This is a genomic window from Amycolatopsis sp. NPDC031561, from assembly GCF_055580625.1.
Genome location: NZ_JBVILA010000016.1, coordinates 96,423 through 116,200, shown reverse-complemented (window position 1 = coordinate 116,200; position 19,778 = coordinate 96,423). Strand labels below are relative to the sequence as shown.

The 19,778-nt window shown below is 67.4% G+C and carries 18 protein-coding genes and 1 pseudogene; 9 read left to right on the top strand and 10 right to left on the bottom strand.

Annotated elements, in window-relative coordinates:
* Positions 1-14: 14 nt before the first annotated feature.
* Together ACZ5IK_RS27795 and ACZ5IK_RS27790 are read right to left on the bottom strand one after the other, a co-directional pair.
* Positions 15-818, bottom strand: a complete 804-nt coding sequence (locus ACZ5IK_RS27795; RefSeq protein WP_410663691.1) for an ABC transporter permease — start codon at positions 816-818, stop codon at positions 15-17.
* Between the two features lie 75 nt (positions 819-893).
* Complete coding sequence (locus ACZ5IK_RS27790; RefSeq protein ID WP_465490370.1) at positions 894-1,586, bottom strand: class I SAM-dependent methyltransferase; 693 nt, start codon at positions 1,584-1,586, stop codon at positions 894-896.
* Positions 1,587-1,637: 51 nt separating this feature from the next.
* Here ACZ5IK_RS27790 and ACZ5IK_RS27785 point away from each other — a divergent pair, with 51 nt between their 5' ends.
* Positions 1,638-2,678, top strand: a complete 1,041-nt coding sequence (locus tag ACZ5IK_RS27785) for a DUF2891 domain-containing protein (RefSeq protein WP_465490369.1) — start codon at positions 1,638-1,640, stop codon at positions 2,676-2,678.
* Between the two features lie 28 nt (positions 2,679-2,706).
* Entirely contained in the window at positions 2,707-3,201 is a 495-nt protein-coding gene (locus tag ACZ5IK_RS27780; RefSeq protein ID WP_465490368.1) for a DinB family protein, read from the top strand.
* Here ACZ5IK_RS27780 and ACZ5IK_RS27775 read toward each other — a convergent pair.
* Together ACZ5IK_RS27775 and ACZ5IK_RS27770 are read right to left on the bottom strand one after the other, a co-directional pair.
* Positions 3,188-3,931 (bottom strand): SDR family NAD(P)-dependent oxidoreductase, encoded by a 744-nt coding sequence (locus ACZ5IK_RS27775; RefSeq protein WP_465490457.1) that lies wholly within the window; start codon positions 3,929-3,931, stop codon positions 3,188-3,190. The genes ACZ5IK_RS27780 and ACZ5IK_RS27775 overlap by 14 nt on opposite strands.
* Before the next feature lie 45 nt (positions 3,932-3,976).
* Positions 3,977-4,198: pseudogene (locus tag ACZ5IK_RS27770) on the bottom strand (Atu4866 domain-containing protein); the annotation flags it as partial.
* Between the two features lie 101 nt (positions 4,199-4,299).
* Between ACZ5IK_RS27770 and ACZ5IK_RS27765 the strand changes: the two are divergent.
* The 3 genes from ACZ5IK_RS27765 to ACZ5IK_RS27755 all read left to right on the top strand — a co-directional run bounded on the left by ACZ5IK_RS27765 (position 4,300) and on the right by ACZ5IK_RS27755 (position 7,711).
* Positions 4,300-5,157, top strand: a complete 858-nt coding sequence (locus ACZ5IK_RS27765) for a helix-turn-helix transcriptional regulator (protein ID WP_465490367.1) — start codon at positions 4,300-4,302, stop codon at positions 5,155-5,157.
* Between the two features lie 543 nt (positions 5,158-5,700).
* On the top strand, positions 5,701-6,102 hold the full coding sequence (locus ACZ5IK_RS27760; protein WP_465490366.1) for a hypothetical protein: 402 nt from the start codon (positions 5,701-5,703) through the stop codon (positions 6,100-6,102).
* Between the two features lie 133 nt (positions 6,103-6,235).
* Positions 6,236-7,711, top strand: a complete 1,476-nt coding sequence (locus ACZ5IK_RS27755; protein WP_465490365.1) for a chymotrypsin family serine protease — start codon at positions 6,236-6,238, stop codon at positions 7,709-7,711.
* 76 nt (positions 7,712-7,787) lie between these two features.
* On the opposite strand, the gene ACZ5IK_RS27750 is transcribed toward ACZ5IK_RS27755, so the two are convergent.
* Positions 7,788-8,321, bottom strand: coding sequence for a hypothetical protein (locus tag ACZ5IK_RS27750; RefSeq protein ID WP_465490364.1), 534 nt, complete (start codon positions 8,319-8,321; stop codon positions 7,788-7,790).
* A 316-nt stretch (positions 8,322-8,637) separates the two neighbouring features.
* Between ACZ5IK_RS27750 and ACZ5IK_RS27745 the strand changes: the two genes are divergently transcribed.
* The gene (locus ACZ5IK_RS27745; RefSeq protein WP_101607958.1) at positions 8,638-8,895 is read left to right on the top strand and encodes a hypothetical protein; all 258 of its coding nucleotides are present in this window, start codon (positions 8,638-8,640) and stop codon (positions 8,893-8,895) included.
* A gap of 25 nt (positions 8,896-8,920) precedes the next feature.
* On the opposite strand, the gene ACZ5IK_RS27740 is transcribed toward ACZ5IK_RS27745, so the two are convergent.
* Positions 8,921-10,372 carry an aldehyde dehydrogenase gene (locus tag ACZ5IK_RS27740; protein WP_465490363.1) on the bottom strand — a complete coding sequence of 484 codons (1,452 nt, stop codon included), beginning with the start codon at positions 10,370-10,372 and terminating at the stop codon, positions 8,921-8,923.
* A gap of 79 nt (positions 10,373-10,451) precedes the next feature.
* On the opposite strand from ACZ5IK_RS27740, the gene ACZ5IK_RS27735 reads away from it, so the two are divergent.
* The 3 genes from ACZ5IK_RS27735 to ligA all read left to right on the top strand — a co-directional run bounded on the left by ACZ5IK_RS27735 (position 10,452) and on the right by ligA (position 14,197).
* Positions 10,452-10,988: a TetR/AcrR family transcriptional regulator gene (locus tag ACZ5IK_RS27735; protein ID WP_465490362.1), complete on the top strand. Its 537-nt coding sequence runs from the start codon at positions 10,452-10,454 to the stop codon at positions 10,986-10,988.
* A 65-nt stretch (positions 10,989-11,053) separates the two neighbouring features.
* Positions 11,054-12,151: a calcium:cation antiporter gene (locus ACZ5IK_RS27730; protein WP_101607961.1), complete on the top strand. Its 1,098-nt coding sequence runs from the start codon at positions 11,054-11,056 to the stop codon at positions 12,149-12,151.
* Positions 12,152-12,205: 54 nt separating this feature from the next.
* Positions 12,206-14,197, top strand: coding sequence for an NAD-dependent DNA ligase LigA (gene ligA, locus ACZ5IK_RS27725; RefSeq protein WP_465490361.1), 1,992 nt, complete (start codon positions 12,206-12,208; stop codon positions 14,195-14,197).
* A 399-nt stretch (positions 14,198-14,596) separates the two neighbouring features.
* Here ligA and ACZ5IK_RS27720 read toward each other — a convergent pair whose 3' ends face one another.
* Genes ACZ5IK_RS27720 through ACZ5IK_RS27705 form a run of 4 tightly spaced genes read right to left on the bottom strand, consistent with a single transcriptional unit; the run spans position 14,597 to position 19,498 of the window.
* On the bottom strand, positions 14,597-15,748 hold the full coding sequence (locus ACZ5IK_RS27720) for a family 2 encapsulin nanocompartment cargo protein terpene cyclase (RefSeq protein WP_465490360.1): 1,152 nt from the start codon (positions 15,746-15,748) through the stop codon (positions 14,597-14,599).
* A 26-nt stretch (positions 15,749-15,774) separates the two neighbouring features.
* Entirely contained in the window at positions 15,775-16,638 is an 864-nt protein-coding gene (locus ACZ5IK_RS27715; protein ID WP_465490359.1) for a geranyl diphosphate 2-C-methyltransferase, read from the bottom strand.
* A gap of 53 nt (positions 16,639-16,691) precedes the next feature.
* Positions 16,692-18,080: a family 2B encapsulin nanocompartment shell protein gene (locus ACZ5IK_RS27710; RefSeq protein ID WP_465490358.1), complete on the bottom strand. Its 1,389-nt coding sequence runs from the start codon at positions 18,078-18,080 to the stop codon at positions 16,692-16,694.
* On the bottom strand, positions 18,077-19,498 hold the full coding sequence (locus ACZ5IK_RS27705; protein ID WP_465490357.1) for a family 2B encapsulin nanocompartment shell protein: 1,422 nt from the start codon (positions 19,496-19,498) through the stop codon (positions 18,077-18,079). Before ACZ5IK_RS27705 ends, ACZ5IK_RS27710 begins: the two co-directional genes overlap by 4 nt.
* Positions 19,499-19,778 lie beyond the last annotated feature (280 nt).

The following is a 19,778-nucleotide window of genomic DNA, read 5'->3' as shown; positions in this document are numbered from 1 at the left end:
TTTCTCTCCTGGTTTCAGACCCGTCCCCGCCACGGGGACAGCAAGCGGGCGAGGGCGACGATCACCGAGTCGATGAGCAGACCGGTGATCCCGATGACGAACAGGCCGAGGATGACGACCGCCGTCTGGTTGTAGCGCTGGGCGTTGAGCACCATCCCGCCGATACCGTCGGCACCATTGACCGTTTCCGCGGCGACGACCGAGCTGTAGGCGACACCGACGGCGAGCCGGATCCCGGTCAGGATCTCGGGGGCGGACGCGGGCAGGATCACCGAAGCGAGCACGTGTGCCCGCCGGGCGCCCAGTGCTTGCGCCGCTTCGACGTACTGCCGGTTGACCCCGAGGACGGCCGCGGCGGTCGCCACCGCCACCGGCGGGAACGCCGCGATCATCAGCAGGTAGACCTTCGGTTCCTCGTCGATGCCGAGCCAGATGACCAGCAGGCTCAGGTACGCCAGCGGCGGAAGGGCGCGCAGGAAGGTGACCAACGGCTCAAGCGTCACGCGGACGACCGGTACCAGCCCCATCACCAGCCCGAGCCCGATGCCGATCAGGATCCCGTACCCCGCCCCGTACCCGACGCGCCGCAGGCTGACGCCGAGCCGTTCCCACAGCGTGGAACCGGCATAGCCGCCTTGACCGTTCGCGGAGTCCGAAGTGGACAGAAGCTGATCCCAGACCCGTGCCGGGGCGGGGACGATCTGTTCCGGCCACAGCTTGGCGAGGGTGACCAGCTGCCAGAGCACCACCAGGACGACGATGGCGGCGAGCGCCAGAGCGGGCCTGGTGAGCGCGGCGGCCCGGCGCGACGAGGACATGCCGGGGAACTTAAAGCAGGGCGCGGCGGACGCAGTAGGGGTTCCGCATGCTGGGAGCGCGGCCGTCCGGCGCGCTCAGTCCACGATCGCGGCGATCTCCCACAACCCCAAGGACTTGTCTGCGTAGGCACCGTTCTCCTCGGTGCATCCCTCGACCAGTACCGCCAGCGGCTCGGGGAACCCGAACGGTTCCCGGCACAGGTTCAACGGCCGCCAGTCGCCGGTCGCGATGTCGGTGTTGGTGCCCAGCTCGGTGAAAGTAGTGGTGAGGAGGTACCGGGAGCCGCTCCGCCGAAGGTTGCGCAGTGCGCGCTCGATGTCGGCAAAACTCAGGTGGACCAGACAATCCCGGCACAGCACCAGGTCTGCCGAGGGCAGCGGATCACCGGTCAGGTCGAGCACCCGGAACTCCCGCACCGGATCGTCCCGGAACCGCGCGGCGTTCAGCTCGACCAGTTCCGCGACGATGTCGGCACCGATGTAGCGCTCGAGATCGAGATCCACCTCACTGAGCCAGCCGAAGTCCCCGCACGGCAGATCGAGCATCGTGCGCACTCCGAAACGGTCGAGCAGCCCTGGTAACCGGTCGTGCAGCTGTCTGGTCTGAACCGCCTCGGAACCGGGCCCGGAGACCGAGCCGGAACTCCACAGCCTGGATCGGAAGATGTAGGTGAAGCGGTCCTGGTTCTCCATGCTTTCGAGCTCTTCGGCGACTCGCCGGTAGTTGCGCTGCGCAGTGGTGATCGGCCGTTCGTCCACGCCCTTCATCATAGATCGATAGGGTTGTTCGGGAGCCAAGGCGAATCCAGGGGGCAGCCGATGACCGGGTGGGACACCGAAAGAGACCACTTGCTGAGGGCGAATGCCGGCGATCTGGCAAGGACGGCGTTGACGAACGTCGTACGCGAGTATCCGCACCACGAAAGCCACTGGCAGTTCGAAGGTGTGTCCGTTCCTGCCCCGCGACTGTCGCACCCGTGTTTCTACGGCAGTTTCGACTGGCATTCCTGTGTGGAGATGTTCTGGGTGCTGGTTCGCCTGCTGCGGCATCACCCCGAGCTCGTGCCGGCCGCGGAGATCCGCACCACGCTCGACGCGCATCTGACCACCCAGGCACTCGCCGGCGAGGTCGCTTTCTTCTCCCCCGATGAACACCGCACCACCCAGCGCCCGTACGGCTGGTCCGCGCTGCTGGAACTCACCTTCGAGATCGCCACCTGGGAAGACCCGGACGCCGCGCGCTGGTCGGCCGCCTTGCAAGAGTTGAGCGCGGTCTTCGTCAACCGCTACCTCGACTGGCTGCCGCGAGCCGCCTATCCCATCCGGTACGGAATACACGAAAACGGCGCGTTCGGACTGTCCCGCGTCCTGCCTTACGCCCGCCACCTCGCGGACGACGGTGACCCGCGGCTGCACGAGGCCATCACCGAGACCGCCTGGCGGTGGTTCGGATCGGACCGCGACTATCCCGGCGCCTGGGAACCCTCCGGAGCCGACTTCCTGTCCCCCGCCCTGGCCGAGGCCGAACTCCTCTCCCGTCTGCTGCCCGCGCCCGAGTTCGCCGACTGGCTGCACGGTTTCCTTCCCGGCCTCGCCGACCGGACACCCGCGACGCTCTTCACCCCGGCGGCGGTGTCCGATTCCTCCGACGGGCAGATCGCCCACCTGCACGGCCTCAACCTGCATCGCGCCTGGTGCTGGCACCGCCTCGCCCAGGCCCTGCCCGACGGCGACGCCAGGATCACCGCCCTGCTGGACACCGCGCGCGTCCACACGCAGGCGTCGCTCCCACAGACCACCGGCGGCTCGTACATGGTCGAGCACTTCCTTGCCTACTACGCACTTCTCCTGCTCAGCTGAGCGAATCGAGCCGACAATGACCTGGTCGATGGCGAAGACCACCACCGGCGCCGAACGTCGTCTGCTCGAGTACATGCTCGACCGCAACCGTGCCGAGGTCGTCGGCGCGGTGCGCGGCCTGTCCGAAGCCGACGCCCGCCGCCGTCTCGTCGCCTCCATGACCACGCCGATCGGCTTGCTCAAACACGCCGCGGTCGCCGAACGAATCTGGTTCCAGCACGTTCTCGCGGGCCTGCCCGAGGACGAATGTGACGGCGGCACGACACCGGGCGACGCCAGTTTCGTCGTCGCCGACAACGAGACACTGGACGAGGTGATCACCGAGTTCGAGCGCGCCAGTGAGCGTTCCCGAGCGATCGCCGCCGGTTTCGACCTCGACGTCGTCAAGACGCACCCCCGCGCCGGTGATGTCAGCCTGCGGTTCATCTACCTGCTCTTGATCGAGGACTTCGCGCGGCACGCCGGGCACGGCGACATCCTGCGCGAACAGATCGAGGATCCCGAGGCGTTCAGTAGGCGGTGAGACCGCCGTCGACGACGAGCTCGGTCCCGGTGACGAATGAGGATTCGTCACCCGCCAGGAAGAGCATCACGGAAGCGACCTCGGTGGGGAAACCCGCGCGGCGCATGGGAGTGCGCACGATGTCCGGCTGCCGGTCGCCCTGCTCATCGAGGAGATCCTGGATCATCGGGGTGGCGATGACCCCGGGATGCACCGAGTTGATCCGGACGCCACGGGTCGCGTATTCGACGGCGGCGGTCTTGCTCAGCAGCCGCACCGCTCCTTTGGACGCCTGGTACGCCGCGGCGGCGCCGCTGCCCACCAGCCCGAGCACCGAGGAGGTGTTGATGATCGAGGCGTTGCCGGAGGCGCGCAGCAGCGGCATGGCGGTCTTCATCCCGAGCCAGGTGCCGGTCTGGTTGACCGCGATCACCCGTTCCCAGGAATCCTGCGTGGTGTCCTCGATGCCGGGCCAGTCCACGACACCGGCGAGGTTGACCAGGATGTCGAGCCTGCCGAAACGCTGCCCGGTCAGCTGGACGACCTCGCTCCAGTTCTCGGGCGACGAGACGTCCAAACAGGCAGCCAGCACCTCCGCGCCTTCCGCGATCAGGCGTTCGGCAAGCTCTTCCGTGGCGTCCTCGACGAGGTCGGTGACGATCAGGCGGGCGCCTTCGCGGGCGAACAGTTCGGCGGCGGCTTGTCCGATACCGCCGGTCGCGCCGGTGATCAACGCGACCTTGCCGTCCAGCCGTCCAGGCGGGTTTTCCCTTCCGGCGGACTCTCGATAGAGGACGAGATGCTCGTGATAGAGCACGCCGTCGCGGATGTCACCCGTCGCGGTGAAGCCGGTGTCGTCCACGTAGTCGAGATGGTTCCCGGTCACCGTGTAGCGCCCGGTGTAGGCGCTGCGCCGTTCACCGCGCGCCTCGTCGTACCGCCCGTCGGCGCGCAGTTCTTGCCGGATGTGCCCGTCTGCGGTGACCCACATGCCGACCACGTCAGTATTCCTAGTCATACCGATCAGCGTCGACGACGGCGAAAGCCGGTGGCAGGACACCTGGCGCCTGGGTGTGCCACACCCAGGCACCACCACAGGCGGCGACCTACCCTGGCCCCATGGGCACAGGCGAGCTGGGAACGTTCCTGCGTGCACGCCGCGCGGGGCGGACCCCCGAAGACGCGGGCGTGCGCTATTCCGGCAGGCGCCGGGTGCCCGGCCTGCGCCGCGAAGAGGTCGCCGTGCTCGCCGGGGTGAACGCCGACTACTACACCCGCCTGGAGCAGGGCCGCGAAACCCGTCCGTCGCCGCAAGTGCTCGATGCTCTCTGCCGCGCCTTGGACCTCGACCCCGACTCCCGCGAGCATCTCTACCGGCTGGCCGGGGCGACACCGGACGGCGCACCCGCGCCGGTGCATCGGACCGTCAGCCCCGAACTGCGGCAGCTCATGGACGGCTACCCGAACACCCCAGCCTTCGTGCTCGACCGCGTCCTGGACGTACTGGCCACCAACACCCTCGCCGACGCGCTGTTCTCACCGTTCCGCGCGGTGGACAACCTCGCCAGGATGACTTTTCTCGAGCCCGCGGCACGACGGTTCTACGAGCGATGGGACTGGACCGCGCAGGCCACCGTGGCAAATCTGCGGGTGGCCGCGGGCTTCGACGCACAGGACTCCGGCCTGCGAGATCTGGTGGCCGAACTCGGCGAAGGCAGCGCGCGTTTCCGCGAACTGTGGGAAACCCATCAGGTGCGCGGCAAAACCCGCGAACCCAAACACCTCGTGCACCCCGACGTCGGCCCGCTGACCCTCACCTATCAGGCTTTCGACGTCCGAAGTGCTCCTGGCCAGCAGTTGATCATCTACCACGCAGAACCCGCCACCCCCAGCGCCCGGGCTCTCGCACTGCTGAGCAGCCTCCACGCCACGGAACGCCGCGCGCGGACGGCCGACGACGACATGTCCGGAGTGTGACCACCTGATCAGAGCAGTCACTCGCTGTTCGTGAGCCAGGCGAGGCGACGAAAGGCAGCCAGCTACCTGTTCGGGTGAACTCACCGTGAGCGCAAATGCTCGAATCCCGTCGGTTTTGGCTGAAGTTGACCGTACCCGCCAGTTGCGATCAGCATCTTTCATTCCTGCGGAACCGGTGCGCGCAACGTCGTCGACATGGTTCTCCACCTGCGAAGATCACTGCGTCGGCGCAAGTCGCGGTGACCAGGCACGGCGACAAGAAGACAGCCCGCCGGGCTGCCGGATCCGGTTCACGGGTCTGGTCCATTCGATGCCGCCGACTACTTTGAGTAGCTTCAAGAGTCACTCGGACCGCTGAGCGACGCGTGCATACCGTTCAGCGCGACACACGCTGTACTACTGAACGGTCACAGTCTGCTTTCGACAAGATGTCTTCAGCTGCACCGAGTGAAGACCCGGTAACGCACGCGTGGCCCCCTGCTGTAACAGGAGGCCACGCGGATGTCCCAATCGCCCGCTCGCTAGAACAAGGACAGGACAGCCGTGACCCTACAGCCTGATAACGCGAAGGCACCAGACAGCGACCCGCCCCAACGGGTCAAAGTTGTCATAGAGCACATCGAAAAGCCGCCGCCTCGGGTCGCCACCTCCGCGGAAATGATCCGCGCGGCGCGACCTCTCCTGAGGAGCCCGGGCCGCCACCGCAAAGTGCAGGACCGCGACAGCTGGCTTTGCCTGGCGATGGCGGTCCTCGCCGGCTGGGCTCCGACACTGCGGATGTGTCTCCTCCTGACGATCGGCGGCGGAATCATCGTCGGTCTCGTCAAGATCAGCACACCGGAGATCGGTGCGTCGGCAGGGACCTGTGTCGGTCTCCTGACTCTCTTCGGCGCCTGGATTGTCAAAGCGCGCCAAGGTAAACAGCGCCGGGAACCGAGCTTGTAGCCCGATTCGCCCCGTGTCGGCCGGATTGTCGGCACGGGGCCCGCGATTCCGCCGCATTGTTGGAAAATCTCCCCATCTGCCCGACGTCCTCCGGTTAAATGATCGCGAAGTCCCTGACATGTGAGGAGATCTCGTGCGGAGAGCTAGAAGACTGGGGGCCCTGGCCGTTTCGGTGCTGGTAGCGACCACAGCACTGGGCAGCCCGGCGTTGGCCGACACCGTGCAGTCGTTCCACACCTCGCTCGACCCCGCCACGGTGCGGGAGTCGGTGCAATACCTGGTCGAGACCTACCAGGTGAACGAGCAGGAAGCGTTGCGCCGTCTGGAATTGCAGACCGACGGCGCCAAACTGGACGAGCTGCTGCGACGTGATCGTGGCGCCGAATACGGGGGCATGTGGCTCGACCAGGGTAAGGGCCAGCTGGTCGTGGCCATGACCGAACCCGCCAGGGCCGAGCCGTATCTCAAGGCGATGCCCGTCCGGGCGGATGTCCGCACTCAGCGGGTCCAGCATTCGTTGCAGCAGCTCACGGCGGCGAAGGAACGCGTCGCGGCCAAGGTCGGCGCGGGACCGGAAGCGGTCTACCTGTCGTCGGTGAGTGAGTCCGAGAACCGCGTCGTGCTGTGGGAACGCTCCTGGGTGGCTCAGGAGAAGGTGGCCATGCGCGCCGCCGGCGAAGTCGTGACCGCCGAAGTGAACACCGCCCACCAAGCCGCGGCGGCGGAACCCGGCGTGGTCGTCTCCCGCGTGCTGGCGAATCCGAACGCGCTCGCCACGCCGAACGTGGACCTGGGTTTCTGTCATCCGCTCTACTGCACCAATTACGGCCCCATGCGGGGCGGCATCCGGTTGGACATGAAGCGGGACGACGGCACCTGGGGCGGCTGCACCAGCGCCTTCAACCTGCGGTCCACCGGCGGCGGGTTCCCCGGCAAGGGCTGGGTTCTCACCGCGGGGCACTGCATGAGGACGAAGACCAACAACACGCCGACCCAGCACAACGGCAATGCCGTGCTGCAGCAGCACGGCATCGAGAAGAGCTCTTATCCGTACGACTACGCGGCTCTGCCGTACGTCGACAACGCGGCGGCCACGAAGTGGCTCGAAGGCCAGACCGGCCGTAACCGGGTGCTCAAGTACTGCCGTAACGGTGGCATGGACAGCAACGGTGACACCCCGTGCGGTGCGCAGGCCACCTCGGTGGACGAGTACATCACCGGTACCCGCAAGCTCACCGAGATCAAGGCCGGGTGGGTCGTCTGCGCCAGCGGGACGGCGTCCAGCGCGGTGAACTACCCGGATTCCGTCGACAGTGGCGCGGGCGCCGGCTACCTCGTCGGAACCCGCTGCGGCCGTGTCCTCTCCACGGACGTCGGCATCAACACCGACCTCTGCGCCCGTCCGGGCGACAGCGGCGGACCGCTGTTCAGCCAGGCCGATCACGCGGCACTGGGCATCCTGATCGGCAACCAGCAGTCCCGGTCCGGCCCCTGCCAGGCGGGCGAACTGAACAACTACGCGCCGATCGAGACGATCACCACCGATCTCAGCGAGCGGATCGCCGGCCAGGGCTCGAAGTTCGCGGTCATCACGACTTCGAACGGCTGATCTCCAAGTACGTGAAGGCCCCCTTCATTGCGTCTAGCGCAGTGAAGGGGGCCTTCACGTATTCACACCCGCTCGGTCATCTGGTCAGCAAGGGACCTTCGTACCGCAACTCGTCGCCCTCGCCGTACACCCGGACCGTCAGCTCCGGCGGCTCCCACGGCGCGAACACTTCGTCCATGGTCTGGGGCGTCGGCCCCAGGTCGACGTCCACGGCGAAGGTGTGGGCCACGATGTCGGCCGGGACGACCACGCCGTCCGTGTCGGCCACCTCCAGCCGGGTCACCCCGGCATCGATCGCGCCGAGCACGCCCGGCCGCGAACTCCACACCGCGAACCCTCGCTCGGTGGTGTCGCTCCCGTACCCGGTGCTCATGATGTTGAACAGCGTGCGTTCTCCCTCACGGAAGATGCACTCCGCCTCGACACCCGACTCGTTGTAGGCCAGCAACCGCCCGCTCGCGGTGTCCGGCCCGAGCCTGGCCCCGGCATGCCACCCCGCGTGTGACACCGCCTCCGCCGGCCCCTCGGTCTCCGCCGCCCGGTAAAGCTCGGTGAAGGCCGTCAGTTCCTCGATCCACTCCGCGACTACTTCATCCCTTGGTGGGGCCACTACGCGTGCGCCCTCCTCTCTGACTGTCCACAATGGTCATTACCGAGGCTGACATACGCGGATGCCGATCGCATCGGGGTTTCCCCGGAGATCACCCGGGGCCGCTGCACGGTTCCATGCAACCGATGTCGGACCGCTCGGTGCTCACGCAGACGCCATCGAGCGGGCACGGAACGTGGGTTTCCGGGGCCTGGGGAACAACAGATTGCGCCGAGTAGAGCAATCTCGCGGCTTTGCCGTCATGGGGTTTCCCATCGCACGTCGGAGTGTCGCCGGGACAAATCCGGCGGCACTCCGACGCAGAGGGGCAAGGCTGATGACCGCGCAACGCACGATCACGGACGAGATCGGCGAAATCGGTGTCTGGCTGATGGGCGAATTCGGCGGCCGCGTGCCCGCTGCCGTGATCAGCCGCGTGCTCAACGCGAGCAGGCGCGACCTCGAAGGCCGCATCGACCCTGAGGAACTGGGCGAGATGTTCCATACCCTCTGCCGGTTCCGGCTTCAGCGGATCTTGGCGTCGGACCAGCGGATCACGATCAAGATCCCCGCGCCCGCGTCTCGTGAGTGGTAAGGACGGTTCTAACCGTCCTTACCACTCACGAGTTCGACACGGTGACGGTCTTGAGCTCCACGTACTGGGCAAGGCCGGCGGCCCCGTATTCACGGCCGACGCCGCTGGCCTTGAACCCGCCGAACGGGCCGTCGAAGCCGATCGGCGCCCCGTTGACGGTGACCGTCCCGGTGCGCATCCGCCGGGCGACCGCGAGCGCGTGCTCCTCGTCGGCCGACCAGACACCGCCGGAAAGCCCGTACTCGGAGTCGTTCGCGATGCGGATCGCGTCGTGCTCGTCGTCGTAAGGCAAAACGACGAGCACCGGCCCGAAGATCTCATCCTGGGCGATCCGCATCGCGCTGTCGACGTCGGCGAACAACGTCGGCGTGACGTAGTTGCCCTTCTCGAGGCCGTCCGGGATCTCGGGACCTCCGGTGACCAGCCGCGCGCCCTCGGCGACGCCGATCTCGATGTAGTCGCGCACCCGTTGCTGCTGGCCGGGCCGCACCATCGGGCCGATGAAGGTCTTCTCGTCGGCCGGGTCGCCGACGACGAGAGACTCCATCATCTCCTTGAGGCCGGCGACGACCTCGTCGTATCGGCTACGCGGCGCGAGGATCCGCGTCTGCGCGATGCACGCCTCGCCGTTGTTGAGCAGCGACCCGAACTTCAGCCCGGCGATCGCGTCCTTGAGCACAGCGTCGGGCAGGATCACGGCCGCGGACTTGCCGCCCAGTTCCAGGCTGACGCGCTTGAGTTGCACACCCGCCAGCGACGCGATCCGGCGCCCCGCGGCGGTCGATCCGGTGAACGCGATCTTGTCGACGTCGGGATGCTTCACCAGGTACTCGCTGGTCTCCCGGTCCGCGGGCAGCACGCTGATCACCCCGGACGGCAGCCCGGCCTCCGCCAGCAGGTCCGCGAACAGGCTCATGCTGAGCGAGTTCTCCGGCGAGACTTTGAGGACGACCGTGTTCCCCGCGAGCAGCGCCGGGACGATCTTGGCCATCGACGCCGAGAACGGCGAGTTCCACGGGATGATCGCGGCCACCACGCCGATCGGCTCCCGGCGCACGATCGAACGGAACGACGCGGACGGGTCCGACGGCGTGAGCGTCTCCTCCCAGCCGAACTCCTCGGCCGCCTTCAGGTACGAGACGGCCAGCCGTCCCACTCCGGGCTGACCGGCCCGCGTGAACCACAGGGCCGAGCCGTTCTCGGCCGAGATCAGCTCGGCGATCTCGTCCGCCCGGGTCTCCCTCAAGGCGTTCAGGCGCCGGAGTACGGCGATCCGTTCCTCCGGCGGGGTCCGCGGCCACGGTCCTTCGTCGAAAGCGGTCCTGGCCGCGGCGACGGCACGGTCGATGTCGGCGGGAAGGGCCTGGACGACGCGCCCCAGCACGGACTGGTCGTGCGGGGACACGATGGCCAGCGGTACCGGATCGCTCGGCGTCGTCCATTCGCCTCCGATGAAGAGCTTGTCGTTCGTGATCACCGTTCCGCCTTCCTTAACTGTCACATCAAAGTAGCACTTAGGGCGGTTAACGACACAGTCGTGTGATACATTCCCGGACGTGAGAGTTGATGCGGCGCGCAATCTCGAAGCGGTCCTGTCCACGGGCGCGCGGATGCTGGCGAGCGACCCATCGGCAAGCATCGGCGCGATCGCCGCCGAAGCCGGCGTAGACCGGCGCACCGTCTATCGGCGCTTCGCCTCCCGTGAAGACCTTTTGGCGGCCATCTACGACTCCCGGCTGACCGCGGTCGAAGAGGTGGTCCGCGGCGCTCGGCTCACGGAGTCGGCGGTCCCCGTGGCTCTGCACCGCTACGTCGAAGGCATCATCGAGGTCAACCGCGCCTGGCCGGTCGAGCTGACCCGGATGCGCGCCGAACCGTCCATCCAGGAACGTCGAAGCCGGCTCACCGCCGACGTGGACTCGTTCCTCCGGCGCGCCACCGACGAGGGGTTCCTCCGAACGGACGTCCCGGACGGCTGGGCGAGCCGTCTGCTGATCCAGCTCCTCCATCTCGCCTCGCGCGAAGACCTGGACGCCCCGCGCGCCGCCGACCTCCTCATCGGGACCTTTCTGGACGGTGTCGGCATCCACTAAGAAGTTCGTCACCCTGCGCCCTGGATGGAGCGGCGACGTCACGCTGGGTGTGCGAAGGTGACGTCATGGCCGCCACGCGCAGACGATTCCCCGTGTCCTGGACCACCGTCACGCCGGTCCTCGCCATCGTCGTCTTGGCTCTGAGCTGGGGCCGCGATCTGGGCCCGGTGCCGGTGGCCATCGTCGCGCTCGCGCTGGGCGCGACAGTGCTGGCCGCAGTGCATCACGCCGAAGTGGTCGCGCACCGCGTCGGTGAACCCTTCGGCTCGTTGGTGCTGGCGATCGCGGTCACGGTCATCGAGGTCGCGCTGATCGTCACGATGATGTCCTCGGGCGGCCCCGAGGCGGGGACGCTGGCCCGCGACACGGTGTTCGCCGCGGTGATGATCACCACGAACGGCATCGTCGGCATCTCGGTCATGGTGGGTGCCCGCCGCTACGGCGAGACGCACTTCAACCCGGAGGGCAGTGGCGGCGCCCTCGCCACCGTGGCCACTCTCGCCGCCGTGACCCTCGTGCTGCCGACGTTCACCTTCAGCACCCCAGGGCCTGCTTTCAGCAGCACGCAGCTCACGTTCGCCGCCGTCGCGTCGCTGCTTCTCTACGGCCTCTTCGTGCTCACCCAGACCGTGCGCCACCGCGACTTCTTCCTGCCGGTCGACACCGACGGCACCGTCAAGGAGGAAGAGCACGCCGAGCCGCCGACGAACAAGGCCGCGCTGACCAGCCTCGGACTGCTGCTGGTCGCGTTGGTCGCCGTCGTCGGTCTCGCGAAGGTCGAGTCGCCCGCCATCGAGGCCGGAGTCAGCGCGGCCGGCTTCCCGCAGTCGTTCGTCGGTGTCGTCATCGCGCTGCTGGTGCTGCTGCCCGAAACCCTGGCCGCGACGCGGGCCGCCCGGCGCGACCGGATGCAGACCAGCCTCAACCTCGCTTACGGTTCGGCGATCGCGAGCATCGGGCTCACCATCCCGACCATCGCGCTGGCGTCGATCTGGCTGGACGGGCCGCTGCTGCTGGGTCTCGGCGCGACCCACATCGTGCTGCTCGCGCTGACGATCGCGGTCAGCGTGCTCACCGTCGTCCCCGGCCGCGCGACCCGGCTGCAGGGCGGTGTGCACCTGGTGCTGCTGGCCTCGTTCCTGGTTCTCGCCGTCAACCCGTGACGCGAGTCCTCTTCGGACGGTGTTCTGTCGGTGGTCACGGGTAATCTCTGCCCCGTGAACGCTCGGGACCGCATCCAAGAACTCGCCGATCAGATCGTCGTCCTTCGCGACGCCTACTACCGGGGCTCGCCGAAGGTGGCCGATGCCGACTACGACGCGGTCGAGGACGAGCTGCGGGGGCTCATCGAGGCCAACCCGGAGCTGGCCCCCGACCCGAACCCGCTGGATCAGGTCGGCGCGCCCGCCGTGCTGCACGCGCCCATCCGGCACTCGCGCCCGATGTTGTCGCTGGAGAAGGCGACCAAACCCGAGCAGGTCGCGGCGTTCTTCACCCGTTTCCCCGGTCAGTCGGTGGTCGTCATGCCGAAACTGGACGGCCTGTCGCTGGCCCTGGTCTACGAGAACGGGCGGCTCGCGCGGGCGATCACCCGGGGCGACGGCACCACCGGTGACGACGTGACCCCGCTGGTGCGGGCGCTGACCGACGGCGTCCCGGAGAAGGTCGACGCCCCCGGACGGGTCGAGGTGCGCGGCGAGGCCGTCATGCTGCGATCCACCTTCGCCGCGTACAACAAGGTGCATCCGGACAAACCGCTGATCAACCCGCGCAACGCCGCCGCGGGCACGCTGCGCGCGAAGGATGCGGCCACCGTCTCCGAGCGGCGCCTGCGGTTCTTCGCGTTCGACCTGTCCACCGAACCCGACAGCGCGGAAACCGATCTGGACGGCGCGCTGCGGACGCTCGGCTTCACCGCCGCCGACATGCGGCACTGCGAAGACGCGGAAGCGGCGCAAGCCGTCATCACGACCATCGAGGAGCAGCGCAACAACCTCGATTACGACCTCGACGGCGCCGTGCTGCGCCTGGCGGATCGCGACGCGTACGCGGCCGCCGGGACCCGGTCCAGCTCACCTCGCGGCGCGCTGGCGTTCAAGTTCGCCGCCGAGGAGAAGACCACCGTGCTCGCCGATGTGGTCTGGGATGTCGGCAAGACCGGCAAAATCGCTCCCGTGGCGTGGCTGGAGCCGGTGTTCGTCGGCGGGACCACCGTCACCAGGGCGACACTGGCCAACCAGGAGGTCATCCGCGCCCGCGGCATCAAGATCGGTGACACCGTGCTGGTACGCCGCGCAGGTGACGTGATCCCGTTCGTGGCGGGCGTCTTGGACGCTTCCAAGCGCACCGGTGAGGAACGCGAGATCGTGCCGCCGTCGGTGTGCCCGTCGTGCGAAGAACCGTTGACCGAACAGGGCAACAGCCGGGAACTGTTCTGCACCAACGTCGCCTGCCCCGCGCAGACCGTCCGCCGTCTGATCCACTGGGCTTCGCGAGCGGCCGCGGACATCGACGCGATCGGCGGGGTCTGGATCGAGCGGCTCGCCGAAGCCGGGATTCTCGAACACCCGTCGGACTTCTACCGGCTCACCAAGGAAACGCTGCTGGAATTCGACCGAATCGGTGACATCTCCGCCACCCGCATGATCGAATCGATCGACGCGAGCCGTGCCGTCGGCCTGCGCCGGGCGCTGATCGGCCTGGCGATTCCGATGGCTTCCGAGGGCACCGCCGCGCGACTGTGCCGGGCGGGGTTCGGTTCCCTGGAGGACGTCGCCGCGGCGGGCGAAGAAGGTCTCGTCGCTGTAGACGACATCGGCCCGAAGGTCGCCGCGTCCCTGATCGAGCACCTCACCCGACTGCGCCCCGAACTCGAGCGGCTGCGAGAGGTCGGTGTCTCGCTGGACGTGCGCGAGGAGGACCTCCCGCCGGTCGTCGTGGCCGGTGCGCCGCTCGAAGGCAAGACGGTCGTGGTCACCGGGTCGATCAGCGACCCCCGCTCGGGCGAGAAGGTGCCGCGCCCGACCTTCCAGCGGCTGTGCGAGAAGGCGGGCGCGACCACCGCGACGTCGGTCTCGGCGAACACCGACATGCTCATCACCGGCGCGGACGTCGGGGCGAGCAAGATCGCCAAGGCCGAGAAGCTCGAAGTCGAGGTCGTGGACCAGGGTGTGATCTGGCAGCAGCTGATCGCCGCGGGCGTCGTCTAGGCGTAGATCTCGTGAGCAGTGTCTTGAAAGCCACTTTCGCGACGCCTGATGTCCCGAAAGTGGCTTTCACGACCGGTTAACGCAAACGTGTCCTGTCGGACGGACTTGTATGTCACGTGGGTGGGTGCGAGGTGTCGCCGAGATCTGGCTACCCGCCTCTCGTGACCGGATCGGTCACGCGGGACTGTGTGGATTTCTGGTCATCCAACGCACCAAAATCCACACAGTCGGTACTAGAGGTCCGTGTCGCGTGCTTGATGACCGTTGGAGGGGCTGGTCGTGAGTGGTGAGGACAGTTCTATTGAGAGTTAACGCAAACGCGTCGGGGTCGGCGTAGCGAAAGCCACGTTCGCAACACACCACGGTCGACTTACCCCTCACGAAAACCCGAATCGCCACTCACGAGTCCGCGGGCTTCGTCCGATACCGCGGACTCGTCGAGTGCCATTCGAAACCGCCGCCCATCCACCCCCGCAACCCGCGCATGAACCGTTGCAGTTCGAGAGAAGGCACCGCGCTCAGCTTTTCGTGCGCCGCCTGGAAGTCCCGGACGACGTCGTTGTGCAGCTCGACGGTGATCACCGTGGCCTCCTCGATCGAGCACTTCCGGTCGTCGGCGATCAGCAGGACCGCATTGCACGGCGGCGACTCGTCCTCCAGATCCTTGGTCACCGAGTGCACGTCGTTGACGAGCACGGCCGCCGTACCCGCTTGGATCGCCGCCTCGCGGACCCGCGGGTCGTAGTAGAGGTTCGACGTCAGTTCATAGCCGCCGAGGACGTCGATCAACGTCATCGACGTGTAGAAGCTGTCGTGCTGCCTGGCCGCGAGATACTCCCAAGCCGGCGGGTACTTCCCACTGTGGCGCCAGGCCGCGTACGCCGTCCAGCTCACGAACATCGCGAACGTCGAATAGCAGACCCGCTGCACTTGCGCGGCGGTCCCGGACTGGCGCAGGAAGTCCGTCGCCGAATTCAGCGCCACCAGGACGCGGTCGCCCCGCAGTGTTTCATCGAGTTCGGTGCTGAATTCGCCCAAGGACGGCACCGGGTCCATCGCCGCCATCGCCAGCGCGAGCTTCGGCGGCAGCTCCGCGGGCACCGCTCCGAGCGAGGTGTCGTCGGCGTAGAGGTCGTCGGCCGCCCACCAGGAGGCGTTGAGCTTCGCCGAGATCAACAGGCGTTCCGGATCCTCGCAGTCCGGGTGCGCGAGCATGACCAGCCTGCCGAAGCCGGCCTTCCCGATCTGTTCGCATTCCTCTTCGCCGAACCCGCACTCCCCCGCCCACGCGATCAGCCGCCGGTCGACCTCCTCGCCGAGTGGGTCGTTGATCCGTTCGGTGACGGGGCAGTACAACGGCGGTGCCGACCCGTCACCCCACGGCCGGAACGCGTACGCCGGATCGAGGCCGGGGCCCTCCGGCGGCGGAGCCTCCTCCACCGCCGGAGAAATCGCGGCGGGCTGAGCCAGCCGGGCCGCCAGCCGGGCGGCGGACGTGCCCAGTCCGCTCGGACCGGCCAGCAACGTGGCCAGCGCACCGTGTTCCGTCATCACTTCACTCCGGTGGTCTCGCGGGATCAGACGCGGTCCGCGGCGATGAGCAGGTAGTGGAAGCTGCCTTCCCGGTAGGCGTCGAGGAACGGCCCTTCGATCCCGGTCGCCACCGACGACTTCGCCCGCAGTTCCCAGTACGGGATCGTGTCCGCCGTCAGGTCCACCACCGAGATCGGCACCAGGTCGTTCGCCGTCATCGCCTTGAAGTACTGGCTGCGCGGATGGATGTTGCAGGTGTAGTGCTGGTCGATCTGCGCGACCGCCTTGGACCGGCCACCGGTCACGTCGTTGTAGCACCCGGTGATGGTGACGTAGCGGCCGCCGAACTCCAGCTGACGCGCGTGCTCGGCGAACAGCTCGTGGAGGTCCACGTACATGGTGCTTTCGTTGTTCCAGATGCCCTTGCGCGAGCCGGTTTCGAAACCGGTGTCGAGCATGTTGCGGAAGTGGTAGCGCACCCGGTCGGCGACGCCCCTGATCTCCGCCTGGTGGTTGGCGAACTCGACCTGCTTCTCCGAGATCGAAATCCCGTCGACCTGACAGCCGAACCGTGCGTTGGCCATGATGCTGGAACCGCCACGCCCGCAGCCGGCGTCGAGGAGCCGATCGCCCGGTCCGACGTCGCCGAGGTGATCGAGCAGGACGTCCGCCTGCGCGGTCTCCAGGCGGTGCATTTCGGCGATGATCCGCTCGTCACGGGTGCTCTCGGGCCCCTCCAGCACCGACCAGTCGACCTCGCCCACCCCGTAGTGGTGGTGATACAGCCCGTCCACGTCACCCAGCCGCAGGTTGACCGGGTCCTTCTCTTTGTTCCAGTACGACGCCACCGACTTCTGGTACTCGGTGCGCAGCACCTTGGCGGGAACGGGGGTACGGGCGATGGTCACGTGGGTGGTCCTTTCTGGAGCATTGGTGTTCGTTGTCGTGGCAGGACTGGACGTCACCGAGCGACTTCGACGTTCTCCAGAACGCCGAGCGCGTCGGGCACGAGAACGGCGGCCGAGTAGTAGGTGCTGACCAGGTAGGTCGCGACCGCCTTCTCGGTGATGCCGTCGAAACGCACGTTCAGGCCCGGCTCGTATTCGTCGGGCAGACCGGTCTGGTGCAGGCCGATCACGCCGTTGTCCTCCAACCCGGTCCGCATGGCGAGGATCGAGGACGTGCCCGCCTCGGTGACCGGGATCTTGTCGCAGGGCAGGATCGGCACCCCGCGCCACGCGGCGACCACCTTGCCGTCGACCGTGGTGCCTTCCGGGTAGAGACTGCGGCGCGTGCATTCCCTGCCGAACGCGGCGATCGCGCGCGGATGGGCGAGGAAGAACTTCGTCTTGCGGCGTCGGCTGACGAGTTCGTCCATGTCGTCGGGCGTCGGCGGGCCCGACCTGGTCTGGAACCGCGATTTGAGGTCGGCGTTGTGCAGCAGCCCGAATTCGCGGTTGTTGATCAGGTCGTGCTCCTGCCGCTCCCGCAGCGCCGCCACGGTCAGCCGGAGCTGCTCGTCGAACTGGTTCATCGGCCCGTTGTAGAGATCGGTCACGCGTGTGTGCACGCGCAGCGCCGTCTGGGCGACGGCGAGGTCGTACTCGCGCGGCGAGATCTCGTAGTCGACGAAGGTGCCCGGCAGCAGCGGCTCCCCGTCGTGCCCCGACGACATCCCGATCTCGGACTCGCCCTTGGCGTTCTGTGGCTTTCCCTTGTGCGCCAGCATGTCCTGCACGTGACGGCGCATCGCCTCCGACCGGCCGTTGAGGTCGGCGAAGTCGTCGGCGCGCAGGGTCAGCACCGTCACCGGGGTGACGGCCTTGACGGTGAACGGCCAGTTGCGATCGATGCCGGCGAGCATTTCGTCACCGAAGTGGTCACCGTCGGCCATGCTGCCGATGGCGGCTTCGGTGCCGTACTCGCCCGGCGCCACCTTGGCGACCTTGCCGTGCGCGACCAGCACGACCTCGTCGAGCGGCGACCCATGGCTGACGATCGTCTCGCCGGGCCGGTACTCGTGCTGCACGAACCGGTCGGCGAGCGCGGTGAGCGTGTCCTCGTCGTCGAAACCGCGCAGCAGTGCCAGTTCCGCGAGTTCCTGCGGGACGACCCTGATCTCGGTGCCGACGTTGGTGAAGCTCACCCGCCCGTCGCCGATGGCGTAGGTCAGGCGCCGGTTGACCCGGAAGGTGCCACCGGTCGCCTCGACCCAGGGCAGCATCTTCAGCAGCCAGCGCGGCGTGATGCTCTGCATCTGCGGCCGCGTCTTGGTGGTCGTCGCCAGGTTGCGCGCGGCGGCGGGGCCGAGACTGAGCCGCCGGTCGGCCTCCGGCGTCGTGGCGGTCATCCTTCGCGGCCGAGTTCGGCGGCTTCGAGCACGGCGAGCGCGTCCGGCACGAGCACGGCGGCGGAGTAGTACGTGCTGACGAGGTAGGAGATGATGGCCTGCTCGGAGATCCCCATGAAGCGGACGTTCAAGCCTGGCTCGTACTCGTCGGGCAGGCCGATCTGACGCAGGCCGATCACACCCTGGTTCTTCTCGCCGGTGCGCATCAGCAGCACGGAGCTGGTGCTGGTCTGACTCACCGGGATCTTGTTGCACGGCAGGATCGGGACCCCGCGCCAGGAGGGCACCTTGTGTCCACCGAGGTCGGCGCCGGTCGGGTAGATACCGCGTTTGCTGCACTCGCGGCTGAACGCGGCGATCGTGCGCGGATGCGCGAGGAAGAAGCCGGGGTCCTTCCACACCAAGGCGAGCAGGTCGTCGAAGTCGTCCGGAGTGGGCGGACCGGTGCGCGTCGGGATGCGCTGGGTGAAGTCGGCGTTGTTGAGCAGGCCGAAGTCCGCGTTGTTGATCATTTCGTGCTCTTGGCGCTCGCGCAGCGCCTCGATGGTCAGGCGGAGCTGCTGCTCGGTCTGGTCCATCGGCTGGTTGTAGAGGTCGGAGACGCGGCTGTGAACTCGCAGCACGGTCTGGGCGACGCTCAGCTCGTATTCCCGCGGCGAGGTCTCGTAGTCGACGAAGGTGCCCGGAAGCAGCGGCTCGCCGTCGTGACCGGAGGAGATGTCGATCTCGGCTTCACCGAAGTCGTTGGCACGCCCGGAGTCCTGCGACGCCTGCTCGATCTGCGCCTGCAGCGATTCGGACTGCTCCAGCACGCGCTCGAAGGCCTGGCGGGTCAGGGTCAGCACGGTGCAGGCCGTGGCCGCCTTCGCGGTGAACTCCCAGATCCCGTCGTCGGCGACGAGGGCCTGCGCACCGAAGTAGTCACCGTCCTTGACGACGCCCAGCGCGGTCTCGTCACCGTAGTGACCGGGCCCGGTCTTGGTGATCTTGCCGTGGGCGATGAGGTAGACCCGGTCGGCCCGGTGCCCGAACTCGACGAGCACGTCGCCCGCCGATACCTCCTGCTGTTCGAAGCGGCGGGCGAGTTCTTCGAGCACCTCTTCGTCGTCGTACCCCTTGAGCGGCTTCAGTTCTCCCAGCTCCGCCGGGATCACGCTCACTTCGGTGCCGGCCTTCGAGAACGTCACCCGTCCGTCGCCGACCGCGTAATTGAGCCGCCGGTTGACCCGGTAGGCGCCACCATTGACCTGAACCCATTCGAGCATCTTCAGCAGCCACCGGGAAGAAATTCCCTGCATCTGCGGAACGGATTTGGTCGTTGTCGCCAGGTTTCGCGCGGCGGCCCGGCCCAAACTCAGCTGCGGATTTCCCGGCCCCTGGACACCTTCGGCGGAAGTGTCCGATTCGGTCACGGTCACAGCAAGGTCCACCCTTCAATAGTCGCGTGAGTAAACAAGATCCACCAACCACGGTGTGCCGACTGTGCCCCGAGGTGCGGCCCCCGCAGGGATCAACATAGCAAGGCGGTTTGCCCGCACAAGCGCACTTTCGGGTAATGAGAAAAGGCCACCCGAATGCCGATTTCGCCATTATGCGAGAAGGTCTCCATCACCATTACTCGGTGCTTTAAGGCACCCACACAATCGGTCCAGCGATTGTTCTGAGGTGTCATGCGCCGCCGCCGCAGGACTCCCGGGC

Coding starts and splice junctions, on each gene's coding strand:
- ACZ5IK_RS27745 (WP_101607958.1), top strand. CDS start 8,638: ATGACCGCGCAACGCACGATCACGGACGAGATCGGCGAAATCGGTGTC.
- ACZ5IK_RS27710 (WP_465490358.1), bottom strand. CDS start 18,080: ATGACCGCCACGACGCCGGAGGCCGACCGGCGGCTCAGTCTCGGCCCC.
- ACZ5IK_RS27720 (WP_465490360.1), bottom strand. CDS start 15,748: ATGACGGAACACGGTGCGCTGGCCACGTTGCTGGCCGGTCCGAGCGGA.
- ACZ5IK_RS27765 (WP_465490367.1), top strand. CDS start 4,300: ATGGGCACAGGCGAGCTGGGAACGTTCCTGCGTGCACGCCGCGCGGGG.
- ACZ5IK_RS27785 (WP_465490369.1), top strand. CDS start 1,638: ATGACCGGGTGGGACACCGAAAGAGACCACTTGCTGAGGGCGAATGCC.
- ACZ5IK_RS27730 (WP_101607961.1), top strand. CDS start 11,054: ATGGCCGCCACGCGCAGACGATTCCCCGTGTCCTGGACCACCGTCACG.
- ACZ5IK_RS27795 (WP_410663691.1), bottom strand. CDS start 818: ATGTCCTCGTCGCGCCGGGCCGCCGCGCTCACCAGGCCCGCTCTGGCG.
- ACZ5IK_RS27780 (WP_465490368.1), top strand. CDS start 2,707: ATGGCGAAGACCACCACCGGCGCCGAACGTCGTCTGCTCGAGTACATG.
- ACZ5IK_RS27790 (WP_465490370.1), bottom strand. CDS start 1,586: ATGAAGGGCGTGGACGAACGGCCGATCACCACTGCGCAGCGCAACTAC.